Below are 17,613 nucleotides of genomic sequence, written 5' to 3'. Positions count from 1 at the left end.
GTTGCGCCCTTAGTCTTCTTTCCGCTCAATACCAAAGTGCTTATAGGCATGATTGGTCGCCATTCGGCCACGCGGCGTGCGTTGAATAAAACCCTGCTGGATCAGGAAGGGTTCTATCACATCCTCGATTGTTTCACGTTCTTCACCGATCGCTGCTGCCAGGTTATCCAACCCTACCGGGCCGCCGCTGAACTTGTCGATAATTGCCAGCAACAACTTGCGGTCCATATAGTCAAAGCCTTCGGCATCGACGTTTAGCATGTCCAGCGCCTGCATCGCCACCTCACCGTTAATGACGCCGTTGGCACGCACTTCGGCAAAATCGCGCACCCGGCGTAACAGGCGGTTAGCGATACGCGGCGTACCACGGGCACGGCGGGCGATTTCATGCGAACCATCCGTAGACAAATCCAGCCCAAGGCAGTTGGCACTGCGCGACACAATATGCTCCAGGTCGGCAACCTGATAAAACTCCAGGCGCTGTACGATCCCAAAACGATCGCGCAAGGGTGACGTCAACGAACCCGCACGGGTGGTTGCCCCAACCAGCGTAAAAGGGGGTAAATCAAGCTTGATCGAACGCGCGGCTGGGCCTTCGCCAATCATGATATCCAGTTGGTAATCTTCCATTGCCGGATACAATACTTCTTCGACTACCGGGGAAAGGCGGTGGATTTCATCAATAAATAAGACATCATGCGGCTCAAGGTTAGTCAGCATCGCCGCCAGATCCCCGGCTTTTTCCAGCACCGGGCCTGAGGTGGTGCGCAGGTTAACCCCCATTTCATTGGCAACAATATTGGCCAATGTGGTTTTACCCAGCCCTGGCGGGCCGAAAATCAGCAGATGATCCAAGGCATCGCCACGCTGTTTTGCCGCCTGAATAAAGATTTCCATCTGTTCGCGCACGTGCGGCTGGCCGACATATTCCGTCAGCAGCTTGGGGCGGATAGCGCGATCCAAGACTTCCTCTTCACTGAGCGGTTCAGCGGAAATCAGGCGGTCTGCTTCAATCATGTTCTACCCCTTTTAGCCTTATAATGCGGCACGCAGCGCGTCGCGGATCAAGGTTTCGCAATCAGCACCGGGTTTAGCGACTTTGCTAATCATGCGGCTGGCTTCCTGTGGTTTATACCCCAGCGCCACCAGCGCAGAAGCAGCTTCGGCCTCAACATCCATTTCTGCGCTTTTAACCGTGTTAGCTGGCAGACTGATTTCGCTGCTGCTGTTGAACAGATCGCCATTCAGCCCTTTAAAGCGGTCTTTCATTTCAACCACCAATCGTTCGGCGGTTTTTTTGCCCACGCCGGGTAACTTCACCAACGCAGTGATTTCTTCACGTTCTACCGCACTGACAAACTGCTGCGCAGACATTCCAGAGAGGATCGCCAAGGCCAGTTTTGGCCCGACACCGTTCACTTTGATCAATTCCCGAAACAGCGCACGCTCTTGTTTATCATTGAACCCATACAACAATTGCGCGTCTTCGCGCACCACAAATTGGGTAAACACGATAGCCTGTTGCCCCAATTCCGGCAGTTCATAAAAGCAGGTCATCGGCATATGCACTTCATAACCGACGCCGTTGGCTTCCAAGAGCACCAGCGGTGGCTGCTTCTCCAGAATGATGCCTCTGAGACGACCTATCATTATCTCTCCTGAATGAACCCGTTGATGGCGGTTTGCCACTATATCATGCGCTAAAGCTTATACCATAAAAAAGGCTGGATGAATATCCAGCCCGAGCTTCACATCTAACACTCTACCCAAAATAATTCGAGTTGCTTGCAGGCGGCAACTGAATGACGGGTATATTACTTCAACCGACCACGTGCCAGATCCAAACGCCCTGCACTCACCCGCAGCACATTCTGGCTCAGATGGCAGTGGGTAATGGCAATCGCCAGCGCATCCGCAGCATCGGCCTGCGGATTGGCAGGCAGTTTCAGCAGCGCACGCACCATATGCTGCACCTGTGCCTTTTCTGCTGCGCCGGTGCCGACCACCGTCTGCTTCACCTGGCGCGCCGCATACTCGAACACTTCCAGGTTCTGATTCACCGCAGCAACAATTGCCACACCGCGCGCCTGCCCCAACTTAAGCGCGGAATCCGGATTCTTGGCCATAAAAACCTGTTCAATAGCGAAGAAATCTGGGCGGAATTGGGTAATGATTTCACTGATGCCAGCATAAATCAGCTTTAAGCGCGTTGGCATGTCATCAACCACGGTGCGGATACAACCACTGGCAACATAGCTCAATTGGCGGCCTTGCTGGCGAACGAGGCCATAGCCGGTAACCCGCGAGCCGGGATCGATACCCAGTATGATCGCCATTGCTACCACCACCCTGCGTTTAATCTTGCCTGGCGCTGCCAGCAGGCAGCGCCATCAGTCACCTGCATTACAGCGTCTCTGCAATCTCGTCGGAGATCTCACCGTTGTGGTAAACCTCCTGCACGTCATCGCAATCTTCCAGCATATCGATCAGGCGCAGCAGTTTAGGCGCGGTTTCTGCATCCATATCGGCCTTGGTCGATGGGATCATGGCAACCTCTGCCGCTTCTGCTGTAAAACCGGCGGCGCTCAAGGCATCTTTCACTTCACCCAGGTTTTCCCAGGCGGCGTAAACGTCGATAGCGCCGTCGTCATAGGTCACAATATCTTCTGCGCCCGCTTCCAACGCCGCTTCCATCACGCTGTCTTCATCCAGGCCAGGTGCAAATGTGATCACGCCTTTTTTGGTGAACAGATAGGCAACAGAACCATCCGTTCCCAGATTGCCACCGCATTTAGTGAAAGCATGGCGCACTTCGGCCACGGTACGGTTGCGGTTATCACTCAGGCATTCGATCATCACCGCCGTGCCACCTGGGCCATAACCTTCGTAAATGATGGTTTCCATATTGGTATCATCATCCCCACCCACACCGCGCGCAATCGCCCGGTTCAAGGTGTCGCGCGTCATGTTGTTGGACAGCGCTTTGTCGATTGCCGCACGCAGACGCGGGTTAGCCCCAGGATCGCCACCACCCAGTTTGGCTGCGGTGACCAGCTCACGGATGATTTTGGTGAAAATCTTACCACGTTTGGCATCTTGTGCTGCTTTACGGTGTTTGGTATTGGCCCATTTACTATGACCTGCCATACAAATATCTCCAAAAATAACGACTGGATATACCCGTTATACTTCAAGTTGCAGGTAGGTTGGTTTTCCCGCAACCTGAATCATTTAGGATATAGAGTGGTTCACAAACTCTTCAATTGCTTGCTGATTGCTCCACGATTTGGTCAGTTTGACGGCTTCCGCCGCCTCAAGCCATTGGTAGGCGTGATGTTCGGTCAAAACCGGATCGCGCTCTTCAGGCAACTCCAGGCAGAACCAGTGCTCTTTGTTACGCGTGGTTCCTGGCGCATAGCGATGCCGCAAATGGACGAAGAGTTCAAACTCCACACAGCGTTGGCAATCGAACAGCAGCAGGTTTTCTGCGTTGATATCAATGCCGATCTCTTCCTTGATTTCACGCTGTGCAGCATGCGGCGGCGATTCGTCCTGTTCCAGGCTACCAGTAACCGATTGCCAGAAATCCGTATCATCACGCCGTTGTAACATCAGCACCCGGCCACTGGATTGCGCATAGATCACCACCAGAATCGACTCGGGACGCTTGTAATTCATCATGCGTTCTCTAATTCGCTCGGATCAGCATCTGTAGATTTATTTTTCTCTTTCCTTGAGGGATTTGGCACTGGTGCCGATTCGACCTCCCATGGTGTTTTTGGAAAAGATGGAGAATCTTTCTTCACCACGCTAATGGCCAATTCCTGCAAAGATGCCGGGTTGGCGAAGCTGGGTGCATCGGTCATTAAACAAGCCGCCGCAGTGGTTTTCGGGAAAGCGATCACGTCACGGATGTTTTCCGTACCGGTCAGCAGCATCACCAGGCGGTCTAAACCAAAAGCCAACCCCGCGTGCGGCGGCGTGCCGTACTTCAACGCATCCAGCAGGAAGCCGAATTTCTCGCGCTGCTCATGTTCGTTGATACCGAGGATACCAAACACCGTTTGCTGCATTTCACTGCGGTGAATACGCACCGAACCGCCACCCACTTCGTAACCGTTCAGTACCATATCGTAGGCGTTAGCAATCGCTGACGCCGGTTCTTTAGCCAACGCTTCCGGGCTCATATCACGCGGTGCGGTGAACGGGTGGTGCATGGCAGCCAAGCCGCCTTCGCCATCTTCTTCAAACATCGGGAAATCGACAACCCACAGCGGCTCCCAACTGTCCAACTTGGTCAGGCCCAGATCGCGGCCAAGTTTCAAGCGCAGTGCGCCCATCGCATCGGTCACGATCTTGATGCTGTCTGCGCCGAAGAACAGAATATCGCCCGTCTGCGCGTTGGCACGTGCCAAAACAGCTTCTAAGACTTCTGCGTTAAGGAATTTGGCAATCGGGCTTTGTACGCCTTCCATGCCAGCGGCCCGATCGTTAACCTTCAGCCAGGCCAACCCTTTGGCACCGTAGATATTAACGAAAGCGCCGTATTCATCGATCTGCTTGCGGGTCAACTGCGCGCCACCTGGCACACAAATCACTGCCACGCGGCCTTTGGCGTCGTTCGCCAGGCCCGAGAACACCTTGAATTCGACCTCTTTCACCAGATCGGCAACGTCCACCAGTTCCAGCGGGTTGCGCAGATCGGGTTTGTCGGAGCCGTAACGGCGCATCGCTTCGGCAAAGGTCATGATCGGGAATTTCCCCAGATCCACCCCTTTCACCTCCAACCACAGTTCATGCACCAGTTGCTCCATCACTTCGCGCACCTGCTCGGCGCTCATAAAGGAGGTTTCCACGTCGATCTGAGTGAATTCAGGCTGGCGATCGGCACGCAGATCTTCGTCACGGAAGCATTTGACTATCTGATAGTAGCGATCAAAACCGGACATCATCAGCAGCTGTTTGAACAACTGTGGCGATTGCGGCAGCGCGTAAAATTTGCCCTTATGCACCCGGCTTGGCACCAAATAGTCGCGGGCACCTTCTGGCGTGGCTTTGGTTAACATCGGGGTTTCAATATCCAGAAAACCGTGGTTATCCATAAAGCGGCGCACGAAGCTGGTAATTTTAGCGCGGGTTTTCAGGCGATCGGCCATTTCCGGGCGGCGCAGATCCAGATAGCGGTATTTCAAGCGTGCTTCTTCGGTGTTGGTCTGGTTGGAATCCAGCGGCAACGGCTCGGAGCGGTTGATGATTTCCAGGCCATGGGCAAATACTTCAATCTCGCCGGTAGCCATCTCTTTATTAATCTGGTGGTCTGGGCGAGCACGCACGGTACCGACGATCTGAATACAGAATTCGTTACGCAGTTCGAACGCTTTATCGAATGCTGTTTTCTGATCCGGGTCGAAAAACACCTGAACAATGCCTTCCCGGTCACGCATATCAATAAAAATCAGGCCGCCCAGATCGCGACGGCGGTTGACCCAACCGCATAAAGTGACTTCTTGCCCGATGTGGGCCAAATTCAACTGCCCGCAATATTCAGTACGCATACGCTATCCTTTTGACTTAAGCCGACTCCGCCGGAGTGTTGCATTATCGCTGTTGTCCACACGGCTGTTATCTCTGCCCGGTCACTTATCCGCCTGACGGCAACGTGAAATCCATTGGGTAGAGGTCGTTGGATTAAAGAATGGTGAAAAAAGGCGGCTATTATAAAGGAAATTCATGCGCCAGATAAGAGCGAACCGTGCATTGTTGTCACGCGATATCATCATACTTCGGCAGTGATTCTTGGCTCGTGCGCGTAACTTCGCAAAACGCGGCTTGAAGTATGAAGGGGATAACGCTAAGTTGTTCCCCCTGCTGAATATCGCGTTGCAATGTGAAAAGCGACGGGTCAACAAGGAAGCTAATCGATTGATGTATATAGGATTGCCCCAATGGCAGCATTCAGCTTGGAATCGCATTGGGCTGCGTGATTTGGCAGATTACAGCCGCTACTTTAACTGTGTGGAAGGTAACACCACTTTCTACGCATTGCCAAAACCGGAAATCGTCCAGCGCTGGCGCGACATGACCAGTGATAATTTTCGTTTTTGTTTCAAATTTCCTTCTGACATCAGCCACAAAGCTGCCCTGCGCAACTGTGCGGCTGATATTCAGGCATTTTATGGCTGCCTGAACCCGCTCCAGGTGCGGATTGGGCAACTTTGGCTGCAATTACCCGCCGTTTTCAGCCCTGAACATCTGCCAACTCTGTGGCAATTTCTTGACGCTTTACCGCAAGAATTTACCTACGGTGTAGAAGTCCGCCATCCTGCGTTTTTCGCCAAAGGAGAGGCAGAGTTATCGCTTAATCAGGGGCTGCATCAACGCGGGATCAATCGAGTGATCCTTGACAGCCGACCGGTGCATAATGCCAAACCCAGCACGGCAGCCGTGCGTGATGCACAGCAGAAAAAACCCAAGCTCCCCGTGCACGCCATTGTCACTGCCAACCATCCGCTGATACGTTTTATCGGTGGTGATGTACTGGAGGATAATTTGCGCTGGTTCGCCCCCTGGCAGCAGAAACTTCCTCTCTGGCAGCAGCAACACCAACCCTATCTGTTTATTCATACGCCGGATAACGGTGATTCCCCGCAGCAGGCGCAAAAAATCTGGCAACAATTGCGCCAGGCCATCCCTGATTTACCCCTACCTCCGGACTGGCCGGAACAGAATGCTCTGTTTTAACCGGCCAATCAGACCAGTCGCATCCATTTTTCCCCGCGACAGTTGTTATAATGACAGCTATCATGCTTATTGTCTGATTCGATTAGGGAATGGAGTGAAAAATGGTAAGCACACTCTATGTAGTGCTTGGCGCATTATTGTTGATCAAACTCTCTTATAGCGTGATCAGATTAAGAATGCAGTACCGCGTTGCCTATGGTGATGGCGGCTTCTACGAACTGCAAACCGCGATCCGCGTACATGGCAATGCCGTGGAATACATTCCTATCGCTGCTGTATTGCTAGTGATTATGGAGATGAACGGCGCTGAAATCTGGATGGTGCATCTTTGTGGTTTGCTGCTGATGGCGGGTAGATTAGTCCATTATTATGGCTTGCATAACCGCGAAGTGCAGTGGCGCCGTTCAGGCATGGTTGCCACTTATCTCTCTTTAGTACTGATGGTGATCGCTAATCTCTTCTATCTGCCGTGGGATTTGGTTTTCAGCCTGCATTGATCCTTCTGCGTTTACTTAGGGGAGCGGATTTGCGGTGTGGGTTTGAATCTGGCTTGAAAAATGACAGCTATACATTATTTCCCGTCATTTTCTGTTAGTATACGCGCCTTCGAATTCTGACCTGATTTACCGTTATGCCAAACCGCGACACTCTTTTCTCTGCCCCCATCGCCAAATTAGGTGACTGGACTTTCGACGAACACGTCGCTGAAGTCTTCCCCGATATGATCCAGCGCTCCGTCCCTGGCTATTCCAATATCATCTCCATGATTGGCATGCTGGCTGAACGCTTTGTCCAACCGGACAGCCAAGTGTATGACCTGGGGTGTTCACTCGGTGCAGCAACGCTGTCGATGCGGCGGAACATCAAAGTATCCGGTTGCCATATTATCGCTGTCGATAACTCTTCCGCCATGGTAGAACGCTGCCGCCGACACATTGACGCTTTCCGCGCCGATACGCCGGTCGAAGTGGTTGAAGCGGATATTCTGGATATCAATATCGAAAACGCCTCTATGGTGGTTCTGAATTTTACCCTGCAATTTCTAGAGCCAGCCGATCGCCTGCGCCTGCTGGAGCAAGTGCATCGCGGGCTGCGGCCCGGTGGCGCGCTGGTCTTGTCGGAGAAATTCAGTTTCAGGGATGCTGATGTAGACGAACTGCTGTTCAACATGCACCATGATTTCAAACGTGCTAATGGCTACAGTGAGTTAGAAATCAGCCAAAAGCGCAGCATGCTGGAAAACGTGATGCTGACAGACTCGGTAGAAACGCATAAAGCACGGCTGCAACAAGCAGGTTTTGCACATGCTGAAGTCTGGTTCCAGTGCTTTAACTTTGGTTCGCTGATCGCCCTGAAATCGAGAGAAACTGCATGATTGAGTTTGGCGATTTTTATCAGCGTATTGCCAAAGGGCCGCTCAGCCATTGGTTGGATACACTGCCCGCGCAAATCAGCGCCTGGCAGCGTGAATCGCTGCATGGCAAATTTAAACAATGGTTTAATTCGGTCGAACATTTGCCGGCTCTGGCTCCTGCGCGCCTCGATCTGCGCCATAGCGTCAGTGCCGCAATGAATGAACCCCTTTCCCCGGGCCAGCTCGAAGGCATCGAAAAAATGCTGCGTACCTTGATGCCATGGCGTAAAGGGCCATTTTCCCTGTATGGCATCAATATTGATACCGAATGGCATTCCGACTGGAAATGGGATCGCGTTCTGCCCCATATTTCTCCGTTGGCCGGCCGCACCATTCTCGATGTTGGCTGCGGCAGCGGTTACCATCTGTGGCGCATGGTAGGTGAAGGCGCTCACCTGGCGGTTGGCATCGACCCCATGCAGTTATTTCTCTGCCAGTTTGAAGCCGTGCGCAAGCTATTGGGGGGCGATCAACGCGCTCATGTTCTGCCGCTGGGCATTGAACAGTTGCCCGAGTTAGCCGCTTTCGATACCGTATTTTCTATGGGCGTGCTTTACCACCGCCGCTCACCGCTGGATCATCTGTATCAGTTGAAAAATCAATTAGTTACCGAAGGGGAGTTGGTGCTGGAAACGCTGGTGGTAGCAGGGGATCGGCATCAGGTGTTAGTGCCGGGGGATCGCTACGCGCAGATGCGTAACGTTTACTTTATCCCTTCCGCAGAAGCACTGAAATGCTGGCTGGAGAAATGCGGCTTTATTGACGTTAATATCGCTGATATCGGTACAACCAGTATTGAAGAACAGCGGCGTACCGGGTGGATGACCAGTGAATCTTTGGCTGAATTCCTTGATCCTGATGATCACACAAAAACCGTAGAAGGCTATCCCGCACCACTGCGTGCCGTATTAACGGCGAAGAAACCCTGAGTTATCCAGGCAGCACAACGTAACGTCGGTGCTGCCTGCTCTGATCCTGCTGATATCATGCAACCGTTGATTGCTGCCCAATCTTTTGGGGGGCCGCTGCCAACTGCCGATTATATCCCCAGATCCCTTTGGCGAAGATGGCACAAGCGGTGATCAATGCCGGAATAGCGATAATGGCGAACACCTGGGTAAACTCCCACCCCAGCGCCAACATTTGCGCCCCTGCAAAAGCGCTCAGGATAGCCCCCGTGCGGCCAATTCCGTGCATCCAACTGGAGCCGGTGGCGCGTGCTTCAGTGGGGTAATAGCCAGCAGAAAGCGCATTCATACCCGTATTGGCACCGTTAAGGCAAAAACCACAGCCAAAAGCCAGTACCCCTAACAACACCTCACTGTGCGAAACCAGGCCAATGGACAGAGTAAAAGCTGCGCCCGCCAGGTAAATCACGCCTAATGCCCGATGCGGGTTGACCCGATCCATCATCCAGCCCGCAAATAGGGAGCCAAAGGTGCCACCGGCCTGATACAGCGCCGTGATCACCGCCGCCTGCGCTACGCTAAGACCGATCTCTTTCACCAAAGTTGGCAGCCAACTACCCAGCAAATAGACCAGGAACAGCGCCATAAAATAGCCGATCCACAACATGACGCTGCCAAAGCGGTAATCACGCGATAACACAATCCGCACGGCCCCTTTCCCCTCACCCACCAACGGCGGCAAAGTAAAACGGGTTTTTGAGTGAGTGCTGCCCGGCACCAGTTTTTCAACGATTTTGCCAATACGGTGTACGCTGGCACGTTTGGTCACCAGGAATCGTACCGATTCAGGTAATTTCAACAATAACAGCGGTACGCTCAACAACGGCAAAATACCGCCTAACAGCAGCAAAGAGTGCCAGCCAAAGCGCGGAATCAACCAAGAAGCGGCGAATCCACCGATGGCTGCCCCGAAGGTGAAACCACAGAACACCACGGTAATGATGAATGAACGTTTTTTCTCAGGCGCATATTCAGAGATCAGTGTCCCGACATTCGGCATTGCGGCGCCCATGCCCAACCCGGTCATAAAACGGAAAAATATCATCTGTTCGATATTCTGCGAGAAAGCCGTGATAACGGTCCATATGCCAAAGAAAAAGACGCTGTTGATGATAATCACCCGGCGGCCCAAGCGATCTGCCAGCGGGCCAGAGAGCAGCGCGCCTAACGTTAACCCAACCAGCGCGGCGCTGATCACCCAACCCAGTTGGTGGTTGTCTACCCCCCATTCCACTTTCAGTTCCGGCGCAATAAACCCCATCAGCGTGATATCGAATCCATCCAAGGCAATCACAATGAACCCCAACAGGATAATCAGCTTTTGAAAGCGCCCCAGTGGGCGTTGATTAATCAGTTCTCTCACATCTATCTCGTTTGCAGCCATAACATTTCCCTCCGTAAATTCGGCTATGCCGCCAACGCCACTCATCAAGACGTCTCTTTGTCCCTTGAATTAGGCATTGGCGAACGATGGCAACAGTAACGATAGAACGGGCGATTATCGCCCGATAATTCGTATATCGTACATAGAATGTAAGAATTCATACGGGCAGCGGCAATGGGGTCTTACGATAATGTGGGCGGTTATCGAACTATTTGGTACATTTTCAATGTATTCATTAACTACCTTACATGGCAAATAATTAGGCTAATACACTGAAATTACGTGAAATAAAATACCCTACTTCGGCTATAAACAACAAGTGGCAATGGTGAAAATATTGTTATCAATATGTGAAGCAGATCATGTCTAGTAATTGATGATGCCGTTAAAACCTGGGCTACTGCCTTTGACATTCATCACAAATTTCACACCATACATTTACATAAAGAACCATTTGGTTCATTTTATGGCGGATCTGGCATTGTTGCCAGACGTTGAGGCAACCGGAGTTCACCATGAATACCAACATCACTTTTGCAACATCGCGTCCACCGCTCTATCAGCTGGCCCTGTTGGGTAAAGATATCCAAGGTTCACTTTCCCCCCAGTTGTATGAGCAAGAAGCGCGCCGCCAGGGTTTACGTTGCAGTTACCAGCTATTGGATTTTGCCCAGCGTGGCTGGTCCGCAGAAACCTTGCCAGACGTGTTACGCAGCCTGGAGACCATCGGCTTTACCGGCTGTAACGTGACGCATCCATTCAAACAACGCATTATTCCCTACCTGGATCAGCTCTCGCCGCAGGCAAAAGCCATTGGTGCGGTCAACACCGTACTGTTTCGCGACGGGCAACGTATTGGCCATAACACTGACTGCGCTGGCTTTATCACTCATTTTCAGCGCAACCTGGCAGAGGCCAATATTGAGCGGGTGTTACAGATCGGAGCAGGTGGAGCCGGGAGTGCCTGCGCCTATGGCCTGCTGGAATATGGCGTAAACCATCTGGCACTCTATGATCGCGACACAGCTAACAGCGAAGCGCTGTATCACCAGTTGATACAGCACTTTGATCCCGCCCGCATCAGCATTGCCCATCATCCGCAACAAGCGCTGGCCAACAGTAGCGGCTTGGTCCAGGCCACACCGATTGGCATGAGCGGTTACCCAGGTATGCCCATTGATATCGGCTGGTTAGCGCCACACCAATGGGTCGCCGATGTGATTTACGTTCCCCGGGAAACCGAATTGGTCTTGCAGGCACGTGCGAAAGGCTGCCGAGCCATTGGGGGAGATGGCATGGTGGTATTTCAAGCCGCCCAGGCATTTGAGCTTTACACCGGCCTGCCACCGGATCGCGAACATATGCTGGAGATTTTCCAACAGGCTTGCATTCCCAGTGCCTGAGCCGAGGCTAACCCTGGCGCATCGCCGCCAGGCGTGCAGCCCCGTTGGCTGCACCATACTGGTTATAGCCACCGCGCCGTTCCAACAGTTCAAAAAAGAAACATCCACCGGCGAACGGTTGGGTGTAAACATGCAGCAATTCACCACCGGCTGGATCGCGATCGTAAAGAACATGGTGCTGCGCCAAGCGAGCCACAAAGGCGTTATCCAAACCAAAACGGGCAGCCAGATCCTCGTAGTAATTATCTGAAATAGCCAACAACGCCACACCATTCTGCCTGGCTGCGGCCACGGCCTGAAAGATATCAGCCGTAGCAAAAGCCACATGCTGCAACCCGCTACCGTGGTAAGTCTCAACGGTGCGTGCGCTGAGCGTTCCTGCACTTTGCGAAACGTTCAGCGGCAAACGGATACCATAACAGTGGCTGTGTAACGCTTTGCTACGCACCAGGCCGTAGGGATCGGGCAATACCTGTTCAACATCAGCCTGCATCCCCAACACGCTGCGCAGAAACATAACCCAATTATCCAGCGCACCGGCGGGCATCGCCAAAGCCAGGTGGTCAATCCCCCCTAATTGCGGCCCCAAAACATCAGCCGCAGGCTGCACGTGAAAATCGTCGTGGTACACATCGCTGGTCTGTTCACCAAGCAGATAAATCAGGCTATCATCCGGCGCACATAGCGCCGGGATCTCATGTTCGTTAGGGCCAACCTGCCCCTGATAAACCGGGTAAGCAAAGTCTCTGGCTCGCTGTAACAAGGCTTGCGGATGATCGCTGCGGCAAGCCACCGAACACAACGAAGCCCCATGCTGCTCGCGGTAAGCGGCAGCAAAAGAGTCCGGTTGCTGGTTAAGCACTACTTTGACGCCACCATTCTGGTAGAGCGCCACGCGCTTGGAACGATGATCGCCGTAGTGGCTGAATCCCAGTTGCCCAAGCCAGCGCGCCAGTTCATCGGCCTCTGCGGCATTGACGGCAAATTCCAGGAACTCAATCGCCTGACGCTGCGGCAATGAGGCACTGCTGAACAGATCGGCTTCAATCTGCCCCAGCACTGCCTGCGCCTGTTCCTCCAACCACAACAGTGAACGCCACCCATCTTGCGCGGTTAAGGTGCTGGGTGCGGCGCGAAAACCATCGTTGAACACCTCCAGCGACCAAGGGCCACGATATCCTTTGCGCAACAGCGCGGCAGAAAAATCCACCAGCGGCAACGCTCCCTGACCGGGGAAACAGCGAAAATGGCGGCTCCACTCAATAACGTCCATATTCAGCCATGGCGCATCCGCTAGTTGCAGAAAGGCGATCTTTTCCAGGGGAATATCATCCAACTGATCCAGGCTATCGCCCAACGCCAGAATATGAAAACTGTCTAACGCCAAGCCCAGCGCCGGGCTATTTACTGCCCGCACCCGTTCCCAGGCCTGCCGATAGCGCTTAACGTGCTGGCCCCAAGCTAACGCTTCGTAGGCCACGACAATCTCCTGCTGCTGCGCCAACTCCGCCAACAGCGCCAGATCTGCCACTTGCAGTTCAAATTGAGCCGAACTGTCTGGCGACACATTGCTGCACAGCAGCATGCGATCGCAGCCCAGTTCATGCATCAACGCAAATTTGCGCCGCGCGCGCTCCAGATTGCCCGCCATCAGTTGGCGTGGTGCTCCTTCAAAATCACGAAACGGCTGGTACAACGTGATGGCCAATCCCAAATCTTGCGCACGCTGGCGTATTTCTGCCGGTTTCCCCGGAAAGTAAAGCAGGTCATTTTCAAAAATTTCTACACCATCAAAACCAGCGGCAGCAATGGCTGCCAGCTTTTCCGGTAGCGTACCCGCAATGGATACCGTCGCGATTGAACGCAGCATAAAACCCCCGTTGATAACCGTTATGTAGAGCAAATAAGAGCAAGCACCGATCAGGATGCGCCACCATCTCTTTTTGTACCAAAAGGTTCATAATGTCAAATCGCTGCAAAACACCGTTAATCACTCTTCAACAACGATCACAAAACGACCTGAATTCGGAGGTTGTCTTGGGGAAGTACCAAGGTTACTCTTATCGGATGTGCTATCAGATGCCAACCTATTGATGTTAAATCCAATCGATTCCCCAAACGCTAAACGCAAAAACGATCCTCAAGGGTTGAAACTACGTATTTTTACCGGTGCCTTACTGGAGTTTGCCGAATTCGGCCTGAAGGGTGCTCGCTTGGAGAACATTGCCCAACTCGCAGAAACCACCAAGCGTATGGTGGTCTATCACTTCAAAAATAAAGAGACGCTGTATCTGGCGGTGCTGGAACACGTTTATCAACACATTCGCGATCATGAATCCGGGCTAGCCTTGCATACTCTGCCCCCCGCAGAAGCCATCGTAAAGCTGGTGGAAGAGAGCTTTAATTACCATGTAGCCCACCCCGATTTCATCCGGCTGATCTGTATGGAAAACATGATGCGCGGCAAATACATCAGCCAATCCCCGCATATCAGAACGCTTAACCAAAGCGCTCTGACGCTGCTGGAGGATATTCTGGTTCGCGGTAAACAGAAGCAACTGTTCAATGATGAAGTGACCGCCCACGATGTTCACCGTCTGATCAGCAGCCTATGCTTCCACCACGTTTCCAACCAATATACTTTCAATACGCTTTTTGAAAGTAATCAATCGCCAGATGAGCAGATTATCCATCACCGAAAAATGGCGGTTGTCGCTACAACCCGCTATCTGGCTAGGTAAGCAGTTCGAACATTTACGCTACCGCTTCATTATTACATTACTTTTTTTTATGTAATGATGATGTAAATTTCACTTTATTGTAACAACTCCTCGCTTATACACTGCCAACGGCCAAGCTCATTATGGGCTTGCGACTTGTGCGCAGCGGCGTCACAACCTCACCTTACCCATGAAGGAACGCCCTATGACCAGTAGCGAGTTATATCAACGCAATCACGATCGCCACCCACCAACCTATACACCTGAGTACAAAAGCAGTGTCTTGCGTTCGCCCCGTAACGCCCCCATTTCATTGCAAAATTCACTTTCGGAGATTACCGGCCCGGTATTTTCCAGCAGCGAGCTCGGGCCGTTAGACAACGATCTGATCATGAATTACGCCAAGCAAGGTATGCCGATTGGTGAACGGATTATCGTGCATGGCTACGTCCGTGACGAAAACGGCCTGCCAATGCGCAATACGCTGGTTGAAGTGTGGCAGGCCAACGCCGGTGGCCGTTACCGTCACAAAAAAGATCAGTATCTGGCCCCCATCGATCCCAACTTTGGTGGCTGCGGGCGAACCCTGACCGATGATAACGGCTACTACGTTTTCCGCACCATCAAACCCGGCCCCTACCCCTGGCGCAATCGCATCAACGACTGGCGCCCGGCTCATATCCACTTTTCACTCTCCGGCACCGCCTTTGCCCAACGCTTGATCACTCAGATGTACTTTGAAGGCGATCCGCTCATCGCGCAGTGCCCGATCGTGCAATCAATCAATAACGATGATGCGGTGCGATCGCTCATTTCCGTGCTCGATAAAACCGCCGCCATACAGCTCGATAGCCTGGCTTATCGCTTCGATCTGGTGTTACGCGGGCGCCGCGCCACGCTGTTTGAAAATCGTTTACAGGGGAAAGCCTGATGCTGAAAAATACCTATCTACTGGAAACACCTTCGCAAACCGCTGGCCCTTACGTGCATATCGGTTTAGCTCCCTCTGCCGCTGGTTTTGACATTTTCGAGAACAATTTCGGCCCGGTGCTGACCAGCGCCGAAACCCGTGGCGAACGCATCCGTATTGAAGGCCGGGTACTGGACGGCAGCGGTACACCGCTGCGCGACGTTCTGCTGGAAGTTTGGCAAGCCAATGCCGCCGGGCGCTACCAGCATCCACAGGATCACCAGCATGATAAGAACCGAGATGAGCATTTTCGCGGCTGGGGGCGTACCTGCTCCGATTTCGCCAGCGGAATTTATGCCTTTGACACCATCAAACCCGGCCCGGTCACCGGGCGCGACAGCAAGCTGATGGCTCCGCATGTCAACCTGTGGATCGTGGCGCGAGGCATCAATCTTGGCCTGCATACCCGCATGTATTTTTCCGATGAAGAAAGTGCCAACCACGCCGATCCGGTACTCAATTTGATCGAACAGGAAGTACGACGCAACACGCTGATTGGCCGCAGAGAGAATACGCCAGAAGGCACCCTCTACCGATTTGATATTGTGCTACAAGGAGAAAATGAAACGGTATTTTTCGATGTGTAATCCAAATATCCGCTCAATCCGTTCATAACGGCAGAGAGATCGGTTACTCTGCCGTGATTTTGATGACGGAGTGTCGGCGCGATGGATAACAATACTTTTTTTACCCAGCGTATTCGACTGCGCCATATTCACTGCTTTATCGCCGTCGCTCGAGAAGGTTTCCTGCACCGGGCGGCGGAACATTTGAATCTGAGCCAACCTGCGCTGTCGAAAACGCTCAATGAGTTGGAAACCCTGACCGGTGTCACGCTGTTTGATCGCGGCCGCCACGGCGCAAGGCTGACTGCACAGGGAGAAGTATTTCTGGCCCATGCGCAACGCATCATGTCTGCACTGGCCGAAGCCGGAGATGTGCTGGCGCAGCAGGCCCATGCTCTGCCACCGCCGCTGCGCGTGGGGGCATTACCCACCGCCGCTCTGGGTTTGCTTCCCCCGGTGATCGCCCGTTTTCAACAGCTGCACCCTCATTTACGCATCCAGGTAACCACCATGCACAACGCTGCGCTGCTGGCGCAGTTACAAAGCGGCGAGTTGGATCTGGCGATTGGCCGCATGGCCGAGCCGCAAATGATGAGTGGCTTACTGTTTGAACTGCTGTTTCTGGAGGAATTGCAGATCGTGGTGCACCCCGCACACCCTTTGCTGCGGGAAACGCTGACGCTGGAAAATGCCCTGCACTATCCGCTGATTGTTGCCCCGAAAGGCACCGTGCCGCGCCAAAATGCCGAAGCCCTGTTAGCCGCCAACGGCCTTTCTCTGCCCGCACAGCGGGTAGAAACCTTATCACCATCGCTGGCACGGCGGCTGACACTGCAATACGACTATCTGTGGTTTGTGCCTTCCGGTGCGGTTCAGGACGATCTTGCAGCAGGCAGAATGCTGCCGCTGCCATTCAGTGGACCGGGAACTTCAGAACCGGTGGGGATCCTGGTGCGTAACCAGGACAATACCCACGGCGCTTTGCAAGACTTTATCACCGCGGTGCGCCGCGAAGCGTTGGGAGAATGGCGCTAATCACTCACCTGCCGCCGCATCCATTTCAGTGAATACCGCTTCGGCCAAATGAAATGCGACATTGGCGGCGGGCAAACCACAGTACAACGCGCTTTGCATCAAGACTTCTTTAATCTCTTCACGAGTGACGCCGTTGTTGAACGCTGCCCGCAGGTGCATACGCAGCTCCGCTTCACGATTAAGAGCGATCAGCATCGCAATAGTGATCAAACTGCGTGTATGGCGCGCCAAACCGGGGCGGTTCCAGATCTCCCCCCAGGCGTAACGGCTGATAAAATCCTGAAACTCCTGGTTAAGCGGCGTCAGGTTGCTCAAAGTACGGTCAACATGGGTATCTCCCAGCACTGCACGGCGCACGGCGATCCCTTGCTGGTAACGTTGTTCATCATTCATGATTGCTCCTCAGCCATGA

At 53.0% G+C, this 17,613-nt stretch carries 17 protein-coding genes and 1 pseudogene; 9 read left to right on the top strand and 9 right to left on the bottom strand.

Annotated elements, in window-relative coordinates; all coding sequences use genetic code 11:
• Positions 1-9 precede the first annotated feature (9 nt).
• The 6 genes and pseudogenes from ruvB to aspS all read right to left on the bottom strand — a co-directional run.
• A complete protein-coding gene (ruvB, locus tag Z042_RS14940; protein ID WP_024910883.1) occupies positions 10-1,017 on the bottom strand; it encodes a Holliday junction branch migration DNA helicase RuvB in 1,008 nt (335 codons plus the stop codon).
• Positions 1,018-1,035: 18 nt separating this feature from the next.
• Complete coding sequence (gene ruvA, locus Z042_RS14935) at positions 1,036-1,650, bottom strand: Holliday junction branch migration protein RuvA (RefSeq protein ID WP_024910884.1); 615 nt, start codon at positions 1,648-1,650, stop codon at positions 1,036-1,038.
• A 164-nt stretch (positions 1,651-1,814) separates the two neighbouring features.
• On the bottom strand, positions 1,815-2,336 hold the full coding sequence (ruvC, locus tag Z042_RS14930) for a crossover junction endodeoxyribonuclease RuvC (RefSeq protein ID WP_024910885.1): 522 nt from the start codon (positions 2,334-2,336) through the stop codon (positions 1,815-1,817).
• A 67-nt stretch (positions 2,337-2,403) separates the two neighbouring features.
• Entirely contained in the window at positions 2,404-3,147 is a 744-nt protein-coding gene (locus tag Z042_RS14925) for a YebC/PmpR family DNA-binding transcriptional regulator (RefSeq protein ID WP_024910886.1), read from the bottom strand.
• Positions 3,148-3,231: 84 nt separating this feature from the next.
• The gene (nudB, locus tag Z042_RS14920; RefSeq protein WP_024910887.1) at positions 3,232-3,678 is read right to left on the bottom strand and encodes a dihydroneopterin triphosphate diphosphatase; all 447 of its coding nucleotides are present in this window, start codon (positions 3,676-3,678) and stop codon (positions 3,232-3,234) included.
• Positions 3,679-3,797: 119 nt separating this feature from the next.
• Positions 3,798-5,555 (bottom strand): annotated as a pseudogene (gene aspS, locus Z042_RS14915) (aspartate--tRNA ligase); the annotation flags it as partial.
• Positions 5,556-5,925: 370 nt separating this feature from the next.
• Between aspS and Z042_RS14910 the strand changes: the two are divergent.
• The 4 genes from Z042_RS14910 (at position 5,926) to cmoB (ending at position 9,084) form a co-directional block, all read left to right on the top strand.
• Positions 5,926-6,741: a DUF72 domain-containing protein gene (locus tag Z042_RS14910; protein ID WP_024910889.1), complete on the top strand. Its 816-nt coding sequence runs from the start codon at positions 5,926-5,928 to the stop codon at positions 6,739-6,741.
• 101 nt (positions 6,742-6,842) lie between these two features.
• On the top strand, positions 6,843-7,238 hold the full coding sequence (locus Z042_RS14905) for an MAPEG family protein (RefSeq protein WP_024910890.1): 396 nt from the start codon (positions 6,843-6,845) through the stop codon (positions 7,236-7,238).
• Positions 7,239-7,372: 134 nt separating this feature from the next.
• Positions 7,373-8,116 (top strand): carboxy-S-adenosyl-L-methionine synthase CmoA, encoded by a 744-nt coding sequence (cmoA, locus tag Z042_RS14900; RefSeq protein ID WP_024910891.1) that lies wholly within the window; start codon positions 7,373-7,375, stop codon positions 8,114-8,116.
• Positions 8,113-9,084: a tRNA 5-methoxyuridine(34)/uridine 5-oxyacetic acid(34) synthase CmoB gene (gene cmoB, locus Z042_RS14895; protein WP_024910892.1), complete on the top strand. Its 972-nt coding sequence runs from the start codon at positions 8,113-8,115 to the stop codon at positions 9,082-9,084. The genes cmoA and cmoB overlap by 4 nt, the downstream gene beginning before the upstream one ends.
• Positions 9,085-9,139: 55 nt before the next feature.
• Here the strand turns inward: cmoB and Z042_RS14890 are convergent, their stop codons facing one another.
• Positions 9,140-10,507, bottom strand: coding sequence for an MFS transporter (locus Z042_RS14890; protein WP_024910893.1), 1,368 nt, complete (start codon positions 10,505-10,507; stop codon positions 9,140-9,142).
• A 515-nt stretch (positions 10,508-11,022) separates the two neighbouring features.
• Here Z042_RS14890 and Z042_RS14885 point away from each other — a divergent pair.
• Complete coding sequence (locus Z042_RS14885) at positions 11,023-11,910, top strand: shikimate dehydrogenase (protein WP_024910894.1); 888 nt, start codon at positions 11,023-11,025, stop codon at positions 11,908-11,910.
• 7 nt (positions 11,911-11,917) lie between these two features.
• On the opposite strand, the gene Z042_RS14880 is transcribed toward Z042_RS14885, so the two are convergent.
• A complete protein-coding gene (locus Z042_RS14880) occupies positions 11,918-13,780 on the bottom strand; it encodes a bifunctional sugar phosphate isomerase/epimerase/4-hydroxyphenylpyruvate dioxygenase family protein (protein WP_024910895.1) in 1,863 nt (620 codons plus the stop codon).
• A gap of 223 nt (positions 13,781-14,003) precedes the next feature.
• Here Z042_RS14880 and Z042_RS14875 point away from each other — a divergent pair, with 223 nt between their 5' ends.
• The 4 genes from Z042_RS14875 to pcaQ all read left to right on the top strand — a co-directional run bounded on the left by Z042_RS14875 (position 14,004) and on the right by pcaQ (position 17,201).
• The gene (locus Z042_RS14875) at positions 14,004-14,651 is read left to right on the top strand and encodes a TetR/AcrR family transcriptional regulator (protein WP_024910896.1); all 648 of its coding nucleotides are present in this window, start codon (positions 14,004-14,006) and stop codon (positions 14,649-14,651) included.
• A gap of 184 nt (positions 14,652-14,835) precedes the next feature.
• Complete coding sequence (gene pcaH / locus Z042_RS14870; RefSeq protein WP_417903506.1) at positions 14,836-15,561, top strand: protocatechuate 3,4-dioxygenase subunit beta; 726 nt, start codon at positions 14,836-14,838, stop codon at positions 15,559-15,561.
• Positions 15,561-16,187: a protocatechuate 3,4-dioxygenase subunit alpha gene (pcaG, locus tag Z042_RS14865; protein ID WP_037405826.1), complete on the top strand. Its 627-nt coding sequence runs from the start codon at positions 15,561-15,563 to the stop codon at positions 16,185-16,187. Before pcaH ends, pcaG begins: the two co-directional genes overlap by 1 nt.
• Positions 16,188-16,268: 81 nt before the next feature.
• Positions 16,269-17,201 carry a pca operon transcription factor PcaQ gene (pcaQ, locus tag Z042_RS14860; protein ID WP_024910899.1) on the top strand — a complete coding sequence of 311 codons (933 nt, stop codon included), beginning with the start codon at positions 16,269-16,271 and terminating at the stop codon, positions 17,199-17,201.
• Here the strand turns inward: pcaQ and pcaC are convergent, their stop codons facing one another.
• Entirely contained in the window at positions 17,202-17,594 is a 393-nt protein-coding gene (pcaC, locus tag Z042_RS14855; RefSeq protein WP_024910900.1) for a 4-carboxymuconolactone decarboxylase, read from the bottom strand.
• Positions 17,595-17,613: the final 19 nt, after the last annotated feature.

The sequence above is a fragment of the Chania multitudinisentens RB-25 genome, from assembly GCF_000520015.2.
Taxonomy (GTDB): domain Bacteria; phylum Pseudomonadota; class Gammaproteobacteria; order Enterobacterales; family Enterobacteriaceae; genus Chania; species Chania multitudinisentens.
This window is presented reverse-complemented; position numbering and strand designations above follow the sequence as displayed.

What these genes read in the sequence shown, in the direction of transcription:
- ruvB (WP_024910883.1), bottom strand. Translation starts at nt 1,017, where the DNA reads ATGATTGAAGCAGACCGCCTGATTTCCGCTGAACCGCTCAGTGAAGAG.
- ruvA (WP_024910884.1), bottom strand. Translation starts at nt 1,650, where the DNA reads ATGATAGGTCGTCTCAGAGGCATCATTCTGGAGAAGCAGCCACCGCTG.
- ruvC (WP_024910885.1), bottom strand. Translation starts at nt 2,336, where the DNA reads ATGGCGATCATACTGGGTATCGATCCCGGCTCGCGGGTTACCGGCTAT.
- Z042_RS14925 (WP_024910886.1), bottom strand. Translation starts at nt 3,147, where the DNA reads ATGGCAGGTCATAGTAAATGGGCCAATACCAAACACCGTAAAGCAGCA.
- nudB (WP_024910887.1), bottom strand. Translation starts at nt 3,678, where the DNA reads ATGAATTACAAGCGTCCCGAGTCGATTCTGGTGGTGATCTATGCGCAA.
- Z042_RS14910 (WP_024910889.1), top strand. Translation starts at nt 5,926, where the DNA reads ATGTATATAGGATTGCCCCAATGGCAGCATTCAGCTTGGAATCGCATT.
- Z042_RS14905 (WP_024910890.1), top strand. Translation starts at nt 6,843, where the DNA reads ATGGTAAGCACACTCTATGTAGTGCTTGGCGCATTATTGTTGATCAAA.
- cmoA (WP_024910891.1), top strand. Translation starts at nt 7,373, where the DNA reads ATGCCAAACCGCGACACTCTTTTCTCTGCCCCCATCGCCAAATTAGGT.
- cmoB (WP_024910892.1), top strand. Translation starts at nt 8,113, where the DNA reads ATGATTGAGTTTGGCGATTTTTATCAGCGTATTGCCAAAGGGCCGCTC.
- Z042_RS14890 (WP_024910893.1), bottom strand. Translation starts at nt 10,507, where the DNA reads ATGGCTGCAAACGAGATAGATGTGAGAGAACTGATTAATCAACGCCCA.
- Z042_RS14885 (WP_024910894.1), top strand. Translation starts at nt 11,023, where the DNA reads ATGAATACCAACATCACTTTTGCAACATCGCGTCCACCGCTCTATCAG.
- Z042_RS14880 (WP_024910895.1), bottom strand. Translation starts at nt 13,780, where the DNA reads ATGCTGCGTTCAATCGCGACGGTATCCATTGCGGGTACGCTACCGGAA.
- Z042_RS14875 (WP_024910896.1), top strand. Translation starts at nt 14,004, where the DNA reads ATGTTAAATCCAATCGATTCCCCAAACGCTAAACGCAAAAACGATCCT.
- pcaH (WP_417903506.1), top strand. Translation starts at nt 14,836, where the DNA reads ATGACCAGTAGCGAGTTATATCAACGCAATCACGATCGCCACCCACCA.
- pcaG (WP_037405826.1), top strand. Translation starts at nt 15,561, where the DNA reads ATGCTGAAAAATACCTATCTACTGGAAACACCTTCGCAAACCGCTGGC.
- pcaQ (WP_024910899.1), top strand. Translation starts at nt 16,269, where the DNA reads ATGGATAACAATACTTTTTTTACCCAGCGTATTCGACTGCGCCATATT.
- pcaC (WP_024910900.1), bottom strand. Translation starts at nt 17,594, where the DNA reads ATGAATGATGAACAACGTTACCAGCAAGGGATCGCCGTGCGCCGTGCA.